Raw genomic sequence first — 9,739 nt, 5'->3', positions numbered from 1 at the left:
TCTCGACGCAGCGGTGTGAGACGGGCATTCTTATGGATGTTCATTCGGATCCTCCGATGGATGCTGAAGCGTGGTAACTCCAGTCTCCTCGGTCCGGTCCGAATGGACAACCTCCCGAAAGCTCACACCTAGCTAGCAGGTCACGACAGCAGGCGAGCTTTTGCGCGCGATAGCGATTGCCGAGGAAGCCGTAATAGCGGATGCGATGGAAGCCGCCGGGCAGGACATGTAGCAGGAAGCGACGAATGAACTCATCGGCCGCGACGGTCATGACCTTCTGGCGACTGCCATGCCGATAGTCCTTCCAGCGAAAGGCGACTTTGCCGTCCTCGATGGCGACGAGGCGATTGTTGGAAATGGCGACGCGGTGGGTATAGCGGCCGACGTAGTCGAGGACCTGTTCGGATCCGGCGAATGGCGGCTTGGCATAGATGACCCACTCGGCCTTTCGTAGCGGCGCCAAATAGCGCCGGAAGGCCTCGCGCTCGCTCAAGGCTCGCAAGTCAGAGAAGAACTGCAACTGGCCGGCGTCGAATGCTTTCGCAAGATGCTCCAGGAACAATCGTCGGAACAGCCGCGAGAGCACCCGGACGGGCAAGAAGAAGCCGGGCTTGCAGGCGACCCATCGATCGCCGTCGGCAGAAAGGCCGCCGCCTGGGACGACGCAATGCAGATGCGGATGATGGAGCAGGTTCTGGCCCCAGGTGTGCAACACGGCGAAGAAGCCGATCTCGGCGCCCAGGTGCTTGGGATCGGCGGCGATGATGCGAATGGTCTCGGCGGTGGCGCGGAAGAGCAGGCTGTAGACGAGTGCCTTGTTCTGATAGGCGATGGCGGCAATGCGCTCCGGCAGCGTGAAGACGACGTGAAAGTATTGTGTGTCGAGAAGCTCGGCGCGACGATCCTCCAGCCATTGCGCGCGGGCCAGAGATTGGCAGCGGGGACAATGCCGGTCGCGGCAGCTGTTGAAGGCGACGCGCCGGTGGCCGCATTGATCACATGCTTCGACGTGCCCGCCGAGCGCGGCGGTCCGGCACAGTTCGATCGCCGTCATGACGCGGCGCTGGGCGGTCGACAGCGACGCGTCATGCTGCTCGCGATAGGATTCGCCGTAGCGGCGGAAGATATCCGCCACTTCCGGCCCCGAGCGGGCCATCGTCGCGCGCTCAGAAGTATTGCGGTTCGGCGGGTGGCGGCCGGATGGGCGCCGGACGCGGCAAGAGCTCGAAGGGGCTCGACGTGGCGCAGACCTTGTTGGTGGCAATCCGCAGGTAATGGGCGGTGGTCGCGAGGCTGCGGTGACCGAGCAGGAGTTGAATGGTACGCACATCGGTGCCAGCCTCCCACAGATGGACGGCGAAGGCGTACCGCAAACTGTGGGGCGTGACCGGTTTGGACAAGCCGGAGAGGTCTCGCGCTTTCGCGCAGGCTTGTCCCACCGCATCCCTGGTGATCGGCTGGCCAGCACGATCGCCGGGGAAAAGCCACGCCTCTGGGCGGCGCACCTTCCAGTAGGTGCGCAGGATCTCCAAGAGCTTGGGCGACAGCATCACGTAGCGATCCTTCTGGCCTTTACCCTGCTCGACGCGGACGACCATCCGCTGGGCTGTCGATGTCCGTGATCTTCAGCTGGACCGCCTCCGAGATGCGCAAGCCGGCGGCGTAGCAAGTGGTAAGGACGGCGTTGTGTTTGACGTCGAGGACGCAGCCGAGGAACCGCTGAACTTCCTCGGGGCTGAGGATGATCGGCAGCTTCTGCGGCTTCTCGGGGAGCGGCAGGACCTCTTCAGGCGCCCAGTCCCTTTCGAGCGTCAAACTGTAGAGAAAGCGCAGCGCCGCGATGGCGGTGTGGATCGAGCCAGGCGCCAGCTTCTTCTCGTTGGTCAGGTGAACCCGGTAGGTCCGAATGTCCTCGCGTCCGAGCAGGTCCGGCGACTTGCCGAAGTGGCGGGCGAACAGCGACACCTGTTGTAGATATGAGCGCTGGGTGTTGAGCGCGAGGTTGCGCACCTGCATGTCCTCGCTCATGCGCTGGCGAAGTTGGGTCATGACAAGCTCCTTTGTCCGATGGAATGGCCTGCAAGCAGCCACTCCATGCTGACGCAGTCGGAGCTTGTTGTGGACACATGACCAGCGCGAGCGACGACGCCATCAAGACTACGCCGTCGGCACACACCGTCCTTGCCACTCCGCGATCGCGGAGCGGGTTAGTCCAACCACATTTATGCGTCGGGCGAGATTATGTGGCGGAGCCGCCCTGACCCCTTTCGGGCCGGCCAAACCCAGCTTGCCTCCGCCACATAATATTCATGCCTCTCTCATGGCGCGGGATTCCCCTGTGCCACAACGCCGGAGGGGCAGAATGCTCGAGTTCTATTTTTTCTATTGTGGGGTGCTCAAGCGCCTGCGTAGCGGTGCACTCGGTGGCGAGATGGATCGCCTCGCGGAGCATTTTTTCACCCTTGGTTACAAGCGAGCGTCCGCCAAGATTTACCTGAGCCGGATTGCGCGCTTTAGCCAGTTTGCCGCAACGCGCTGTGGTCCGATGCCTATCTCTCAAGATGTCATCGACAGCTATTTGTGCACGTTTACTACGGATACTCCTCGCATTGGGGCAGCATCGGCGCTGGGACATGCACGGCGAGTGGCTCCAGAACGCTTCCTTGCTTCTGTTCCCAGTGTAGATAATGATCCGGATGTTCCGCTTCTGACCTCCTTTTCGGACTATCTGAGCAGGGTGTGCGGACTGGAGTCAAAGTCCCGCGAAGGCGTTCTCCTGGGCAGCCGCCGCTTTCTGGATTGGTTCCATCACCACCATTCCGGCCAAGACCTCGACGCGTTGACGGCTGAGCATGTCCTTGCCGCTGTCGAACATCGGTTGTCACTATCGGCGACCTCCGGTACCCGCACCGCAGCAACTTCTCACATCCGGACATTTCTTCGGTTTTTGTATTGGGCTGGCCACCACGACCAGGATCTCGCGCGCGTCGTCCCCAGGACGCCCCACTGGCGTTTGGCTCATCTACCGCCGCGCCTTGCATGGGATGACGTTCGGCGTGCAATTGATATGATCGGCGCAACGGCACCGGTTGACGTCCGCGATCGAGCCGTCCTGCTGCTGCTCGCCACCACGGCATTCGCAACGGTGAGCTGCGCGCCCTTCAGCTGCACGATATCCACTGGCGAACTGGCGAGGTTTTTGTCCGGCACACCAAGGGCAAGCGTGATCGGGTGGCCCCGCTCATCGAGGAAGCCGGCGCCGCGCTCGCCGACTACATCCTGCGCGCTCGGCCGAAGGTGTATAGTCCGTCCCTATTCCTGTCTTTCACGCCGCCTGTAGGGCCGTTCAAGTGCGCGTCGCCTGTTTCGAGGATCGTACAGCGGCGGTTGCGGCATAGTGGGATCGAGTCTGCCGGAGGTGCGCATCTCCTGCGCCACAGCTTAGCCAGCCAACTTGTCGAACAGCGAAGGCCGATCAACGAAGTCGCCGATCTCCTGGGACACCGCAGCATCAACACAACGGCGCTGTACGTAAAGGTCGCGACCTCGCAGCTCGCCGAGGTCGCACTTCCCTTTCCGGGAGGCGTGGCATGACCGCCTTCGCCCGGGTCCTCGGCGAGAAGGCTGAGCGTTACATCGAGCTGCGCCACTCCCTCGGCTATGCCTTCAGCAAGCAAGCCGGCACATTGCGGGCTTTCGTGAGGTACGTTGAGCGCGCTCAGTTCGATGGGCCCGCCACTCGAACGTTGGCGCTGGATTTCGCCCTGTCGTTCAGCGGCGCCGCCAACAGCCGTGTCACTCGTCACGGCGTGCTGCGCCGGTTTTACGAGTATCTCGCCGTCTATGACGCGCGAACCGAAGCCTTGGAGCGCAGAGCTTTCCCCAGATCCAGAGCGATTCCGCCTCCGCGAATCCTCAGCGAGGCCGAGTTGGCATCACTCATCGACGCATGCCGCCGCATCTCGCCGGGAATCCTTCTCAAGGGGCGGACAATGGCCACGCTGATCGGATTATTGGCGAGCTCGGGGCTGCGATCAGGCGAAGTGGTCAGACTTGATCGTTCCGACGTTGATCTGGCCAACGGGGTTCTCCTCATTCGGAAGACGAAGTTCCGCAAGGACCGTCTCGTTCCAGTTCACACGACGACCCAGGCTGCCCTTCGTCGCTACGTCCATGAGCGGGATGCCGCTTTTCCCATGCCCAAGGACCAGGCCTTTTTCCTCAGCTCTCGTGGCAATCGCCTCTCGGCGACGGGCCTGCAAAACGGCTTTGCCGAGGCCCGCAAGCTTGCTGGTCTCGATGGCGGCAAGCCATTAAGGCCACACGATCTTAGGCACCGGTTCGCCGTGACCCGTCTCGGCCTCTGGCATCAGCAGCGCGCAGACGTTCAGGCGTTGCTCCCGTTGCTCGCCACATATCTCGGTCACGCCAGCTACAGCGACACAGCCTACTATCTCACCGGTTCGGCAGATCTTCTCGCCATTGCGGCGGAGCGCGCCTTCCTCGACGGAGGTGCAGCATGAGCGAACACCTGCTGCTGGCGCCGCTCCTGGAGTCCTACTTTCGCCGGCGCTTGACCAAACAACGCAATGCGACTCCCGCGACCGTGGCCAGCTATCGCGATGCCTTGCGCATGCTGATCATCTTTGCCGCCACCCGATTGGCGAAGAAGCCGGCCGCATTGGCGCTCGAAGACCTCGATCGAGACCTCGTTCTCGCCTTCCTCGACGAGCTCGAGGAGAAGCGCAAGAACGTCATCGCCACGCGCAACGCCCGACTAGCGGCCATCCGATCCTTCTTCCATCACGTAGCAGCTGCTGACCCGGCGTCCTTCGGTGTCGCCCAACGCGTGCTGACGATTCCCATAAAACGGGCTCACATTGAGGTGACGCACCACCTCACGAAGGCCGAAGTGGACGCCCTTATTGCGGCCCCCGATCAGAGGACGTCCCGTGGGCGGCGCGACCGAACGTTTCTACTGTTTCTGGCGCGGACCGGCGCCCGGGTCTCCAAAGCCACCGGCGTCAACGCAAACGACCTTCGGTTGGAACGGCCGCACCCACAAGTGCTGCTGCGCGGCAAAGGGCGCAGAGACCGCGTCGTCCCCATTGCTAAGGACCTGGCGCGGGCGCTGACATCCTTGTTGAGCGAGCGCGGGATCGCCCATCACGAGCCGCGACCGATATTCGTCGGGCCCGCAACGAACGCCTGACTCGTTTCGGAGCGACCCATATCGTGCGGCGTGCGGCCACAGAGGCCGTGCCTACCAGGCCGGCCTTGGCCGACAAGCCCATATCGCCGCACATCTTCCGGCACTCCCTCGCCATGAAGCTTCTCCAGTCCGGCGTGGACCTTTTGACGATCCAAGCCTGGCTCGGGCACGCACAGGTCGCCACGACCCACCGCTATGCCGCAGCGGATGTCGAGATGATGCGCAATGGACTCGAGAAGGCGGGCGTCACCGGCAATCACGGCGTGCGTTTCCGAGCAAATGACTCCGTTCTGCAACTGCTGAACAGCATCTAAATATTATGTGGCGGAAAAATCCGGACTGGGCAGGCCCAGGCTGGCACAAGGAAGGCTCCGCCACATAATCTCGCCCGACGCATAAATGCGGATCCCGGCCCAACGTCTCCTGAACCTGCAGAGCGAGGCCCTGCATTCCGCGACGCATATCGGTCTGGCCGACTGCCAACCAGATACGCACCTGGCTCGGAACCGGGATCATGAAACGCCCAGCGCCTTCACCATCGCCGCCGCCAGTGCCGGTGGCGTGGTCAGGGGAATCCGCAGCCGCACCTTGCCGGCGATCTCCAGCTCGATCACCGCTGGGGCCGCCGCCGGCACCGAAGCGGCGACAGGCTTATCGGGAACCACGACAAATTCGGCAAAGCCCGTCTCGCGGGCTCTCACCGTGCGGCGCCACTTATAGATCAGGCTGGTCGCGACATCGTACTGACGCGCCACCGCCGCTACCGTGGCCCCGGGCGCGAATGCCGCGGCCAGTATCCGGCACTGATCCTCTTCACTCCAACGCCGCCGCCGCTCCGGCCCGGTCAATAACGTCACATGGCTCATGCTGTGCTGCTAACTACGCTCGTAAGGACGACCTTAAGAGCGCAGCTTCGCTACCGTGCCATGCTCGCGCAGGGCGGCCCTCGCCGGAGGCGTACGGCTATTCGCAAGACGCGCTCCGCCCGACCCGCCCTTACCGCCTTTCGTCAAGTGCTTGAAGAAGTCGTGGCGGACTTCAAGGCGCAAATCAGCATGCCTGAGTAGTGACGTAGGCGAAGTCCGGCGCAGGGAGTGTTAGCGTTCGGAGCGGTCGCTAAAGAAGTCGACCATAAGGCCTTCCAGCGCTCGATACATGTCCACGCCCGTGGCAGTGGTGCACCCAGCCTGGCGCGCCGCAGCGATGAGCGGCGTAATCTCGGGCTTGGTTACGACACAGCCGACGAACATGCGCTCACTAAGCTCGTTCACATCGACCGGGTAGTAGTCATGACCGCTCATTCCGGCCGGTGTCGCATTGGCGATCACATCGTAGCCCGCCGGGCTCCATGAGCCCGCGCGAACATTTCCGAGATGGCGGAGCTTTTCAATCAGTGCATCGCGCCGCGAGACATCGAGGTCGTGAACGGCAACACCCGCGACTCTAGACTGCAGGAGTGAAAAGGCTATGGCCGATCCTGCGCCCCCTGCCCCAATCAAAAGTGCCTGCTTGCCCGCGAGCGAGAGGCCTCTGGCCTCTGCGGCGTTCACGAACCCCAAGCCGTCAAGCATGTCTCCGTGCCAGCCGCCCCCGTCGATCCTCCTCATGACGTTCACCGCGCCCAAAACTGAGGCTCGCTGGGAGACCGTCGAGCAGTGTTCAAAGCACGCGAACTTGTGCGGAACCGTGATCACCAGGCCGTCGCAGTTGTTTAGATGGTCCACCGCTCCAAGAAATGGGAGGAGGTGAGTGCTGGCTATTTGGGCTGGGAGCATTGCGGCATGGATCCCCTCCCGTTGGAAGGCGGCGGACATGCCGGATGGCGACTTTACCTGCGCAATTGGATCGCCCAGGATGAAGTAGAGCCGCGTCCTGCCATCGATCTTTATTTTCATTGTTGTGACAACAGTCTAAGGCCTGTTGAGATTCAGGATTCCACTTTTGGCTTGTTTGTGATTCAAGCTTTGGATGGAACGATTTGTGCTGACTGACGCCCAATGGGCGAAGATGGAACCGCTTTGCCTGGGTAAGCCAATCGACCCTGGTCGAACTGGCAGCGATAACCGCCGCTTCATCGAGGCCGTGCTTTGGATCGTGCGCACGGGAAGCCCGTGGGGTGACCTTCCAGCCTTTTTCGGAGGTTGGAATACCGCCTTCAAACGGTACCGCGATTGGGTCAAAGCCGATGTTTTCGTTCGGCTTTTCGAGGCCTGTTCGGACCAGCCGCACATGGAGTTCGCCATGGTCGACGCAACCATCGTCAAGGTCCACCGCCACGGCCAGGGCGCAAAAGGGGGACTCAAAGCCAGGCCATAGGCCGCTCCAAGGGCGGCATGACCACCAAGATTCTTGCGCTCACCGATGCGCTCGGCAATCTCGTGCGCTTCGTTCTCCTGCCAGGACATCGCTTCGATACGGTGGGCGTCGCCCCGCTCATCGACGGCATCGCCTTCGGCGGGCTGATCGCCGACAAGGCCTTCGACAGCAACACCATCATTGCCGATCTGAACGAACGCAGCGCCAAGATCGTCATCTCGCAGCATCCGAGGCGCGCCTTGCCGCTGCCTCTCGATCTCGAACTCTACAAATGGCGCCATCTCATCGAGAACTTCTTCTGCAAACTCAAGGAGTTCAAGCGTATCGCCATGCGAGCTGACAAAACCGACCAGAGCTTCAACGCAATCATTCATCTCGCAGCCGCCGTCATAAACTCACGATGAATCTCAACAGGCCTTAGTGCGCGAGTTGACCAAGAAAATTCTTGATCCGTTCGTTTGTCGAATTGTTGAAGAAGTCGTGAGGTGCGGCTTCCTGCACGATGACGCCCCGATCCATGAATATGATCTTGTCTGCGACCGAACGAGCAAACCCCATTTCATGTGTCACGCAGACCATCGTCCTTCCTTCCGATGCCAGCGTTTGCATGGTCTGGAGGACTTCGTTGACCATCTCGGGGTCGAGGGCGGAGGTGGGTTCGTCAAATAGGAGAACCTGCGGTTCCATGCAAAGTGCCCGGGCGATGGCAACGCGCTGTTGCTGACCGCCTGATAGCTGGCTGGGATACTTGCGTGCCTGATCGGCTACCCGAACCCGCTCAAGGTAGTGTAAGGCTTGCTCCTCGGCCTCCTTCTTCGCCAGATTGAGAGTCCAGATCGGCGAGAGCGTGCAGTTCTCAATGACCGTAAGGTGGGGAAACAAGTTGAACTGTTGGAACACCATGCCTACCGTGCGCCGGATTTGGTCCTTCGAAGCGCTCGTCAGCTCGGTCCCGTTTACAACGATCCGTCCGTCGTGGTGATCTTCGAGGCCATTTATGCAACGGATGAGCGTTGACTTGCCTGAACCGGAGGGGCCACAGACCACAACTTTTTCGCCCGCGCGAACCTCAAGACAAACGCCTTGTAAGACTTTGAACGTTCCATAGTATTTATCGACGTTATGGAAGTAAACAGCTAGGTCAATACTCGACCGAATTGGCGAGATTTCGGCTACAGCGTGCGCCATATATCCCTCCTAAAGCGTCTCAGCTTCGCGCACACACTCGATCATGGCGCGAGCCTTGTTCATGCATTCAGCGTACTCATCGGCGGGCACAGACGCATCGGTGATGCCGCCGCCACATCGCATCGCGATCTGGTCGCCTTCGGTCCATGCCGAGCGCAATATGATCGCGGTGTCTACGGATTCATCGAAGCCGATTAGGCCTAGGACGCCACCATAGGGTCCTCGTGACCGACGTTCCACGTCCTTGATCACCTGCATCGCATTTCGCCTCGGCGCGCCGGTTACAGCCGAGGGAGGAAAGCAGGAAAGCACTGCCTGGACCGGACTTAGTTCGTCTTTGATCTGAGCCTGCAGAACAGTGAACAGGTGCATAACGTTGCCGAGCCGGCGTACTTCCAAGTCGATCGGCACACTGACCTCACCGCCGGCGGCGATCAATTTAAGGCCGACAATGGTTTCGTCAACGATCATCCGCTGCTCCGCCAGGTCCTTAGGTGAGTGGAGCAATTCTTCCATGATCACCCGCGTGGCTTCCTCGGTGTCACCGACGCGGCGAGTGCCGGCGTCCGTTTCAACGGTGAGGACCTTTCCGTTTTTGCGGAGATGCATCGCTGGCGATGCCCCGACCAAAGTGCTCTGCTCCGTGCGGACCAGAAAGACATGTGGAGAGGCGTTACGACGGCGTAAGACCTCGAACACCGCGTTGGCATCTGCCGTGCTCTTCCTGGATAGACCGATTGATAGTATTGCCTGCTGCAATTCGCCCCGAGCGATGCGAGACTGGATCTCGCCAATTCTGCTCACGTACTCCTCGATGGACACGTCGGGAGTCCAGTCGTCCGGCAAGGAAGCGGGTGACCGCGTGCGTTGCCTTGTTGGCATGGCCTTCTGCAGAAGCCGGTTAATTACATCTTTTCCACTATCACGGATTGCCTCGTGACGTGTGCCGTTGTTTTGAACGGTGAAAACCTCAAAGGCCTTGGCACAGGCGTGGTCAATTATCAGGAGCCTTGACACGAACCA

10 protein-coding genes and 2 pseudogenes are annotated in these 9,739 nt (G+C 61.0%); 5 read left to right on the top strand and 7 right to left on the bottom strand.

Annotated features, from left to right (window positions below; all coding sequences use genetic code 11):
* Positions 1–136 precede the first annotated feature (136 nt).
* Positions 137–1,156, bottom strand: a pseudogene (locus EN818_RS30425) (IS91 family transposase); the annotation flags it as partial.
* A 10-nt stretch (positions 1,157–1,166) separates the two neighbouring features.
* A pseudogene (locus EN818_RS30420) lies at positions 1,167–2,049 on the bottom strand (tyrosine-type recombinase/integrase).
* 1,086 nt (positions 2,050–3,135) lie between these two features.
* Here EN818_RS30420 and EN818_RS34090 point away from each other — a divergent pair.
* Genes EN818_RS34090 through EN818_RS34390 form a run of 4 tightly spaced genes read left to right on the top strand, consistent with a single transcriptional unit; the run spans position 3,136 to position 5,526 of the window.
* The gene (locus EN818_RS34090) at positions 3,136–3,594 is read left to right on the top strand and encodes a tyrosine-type recombinase/integrase (protein WP_348631427.1); all 459 of its coding nucleotides are present in this window, start codon (positions 3,136–3,138) and stop codon (positions 3,592–3,594) included.
* On the top strand, positions 3,591–4,523 hold the full coding sequence (locus EN818_RS30410; RefSeq protein ID WP_135906198.1) for a tyrosine-type recombinase/integrase: 933 nt from the start codon (positions 3,591–3,593) through the stop codon (positions 4,521–4,523). Before EN818_RS34090 ends, EN818_RS30410 begins: the two co-directional genes overlap by 4 nt.
* Positions 4,520–5,212, top strand: a complete 693-nt coding sequence (locus EN818_RS30405) for a tyrosine-type recombinase/integrase (protein ID WP_281036021.1) — start codon at positions 4,520–4,522, stop codon at positions 5,210–5,212. Before EN818_RS30410 ends, EN818_RS30405 begins: the two co-directional genes overlap by 4 nt.
* A gap of 23 nt (positions 5,213–5,235) precedes the next feature.
* Complete coding sequence (locus EN818_RS34390) at positions 5,236–5,526, top strand: tyrosine-type recombinase/integrase (RefSeq protein ID WP_281036020.1); 291 nt, start codon at positions 5,236–5,238, stop codon at positions 5,524–5,526.
* On the opposite strand, the gene tnpB is transcribed toward EN818_RS34390, so the two are convergent.
* The 3 genes from tnpB to EN818_RS30390 all read right to left on the bottom strand — a co-directional run bounded on the left by tnpB (position 5,459) and on the right by EN818_RS30390 (position 7,107).
* On the bottom strand, positions 5,459–5,728 hold the full coding sequence (tnpB, locus tag EN818_RS30400; RefSeq protein ID WP_135906197.1) for an IS66 family insertion sequence element accessory protein TnpB: 270 nt from the start codon (positions 5,726–5,728) through the stop codon (positions 5,459–5,461). The genes EN818_RS34390 and tnpB overlap by 68 nt on opposite strands.
* Positions 5,725–6,078 (bottom strand): transposase, encoded by a 354-nt coding sequence (locus EN818_RS30395; RefSeq protein ID WP_135906196.1) that lies wholly within the window; start codon positions 6,076–6,078, stop codon positions 5,725–5,727. Before EN818_RS30395 ends, tnpB begins: the two co-directional genes overlap by 4 nt.
* 231 nt (positions 6,079–6,309) lie before the next feature.
* On the bottom strand, positions 6,310–7,107 hold the full coding sequence (locus EN818_RS30390) for a shikimate dehydrogenase (protein ID WP_135906195.1): 798 nt from the start codon (positions 7,105–7,107) through the stop codon (positions 6,310–6,312).
* Positions 7,108–7,180: 73 nt separating this feature from the next.
* Here EN818_RS30390 and EN818_RS30385 point away from each other — a divergent pair.
* A protein-coding gene (locus EN818_RS30385) for an IS5 family transposase (protein WP_135906194.1) occupies positions 7,181–7,932 on the top strand; the annotation gives its coding sequence in 2 pieces (ribosomal slippage) (positions 7,181–7,511 and positions 7,511–7,932; 753 coding nt in all).
* Positions 7,933–7,945: 13 nt separating this feature from the next.
* Here EN818_RS30385 and EN818_RS30380 read toward each other — a convergent pair.
* Positions 7,946–8,716 carry an amino acid ABC transporter ATP-binding protein gene (locus EN818_RS30380; protein WP_135906193.1) on the bottom strand — a complete coding sequence of 257 codons (771 nt, stop codon included), beginning with the start codon at positions 8,714–8,716 and terminating at the stop codon, positions 7,946–7,948.
* A gap of 9 nt (positions 8,717–8,725) precedes the next feature.
* Positions 8,726–9,739: chorismate-binding protein (locus EN818_RS30375; RefSeq protein WP_210237134.1), on the bottom strand; the 1,014-nt coding region annotated here is incomplete at its 5' end.

The sequence above is a fragment of the Mesorhizobium sp. M3A.F.Ca.ET.175.01.1.1 genome (genome assembly GCF_004791945.1).
Taxonomy (GTDB): Bacteria; Pseudomonadota; Alphaproteobacteria; order Rhizobiales; family Rhizobiaceae; genus Mesorhizobium.
Note: the sequence above shows the minus strand (reverse complement) of the source record. Positions and strands in the feature narration are given on the sequence as shown.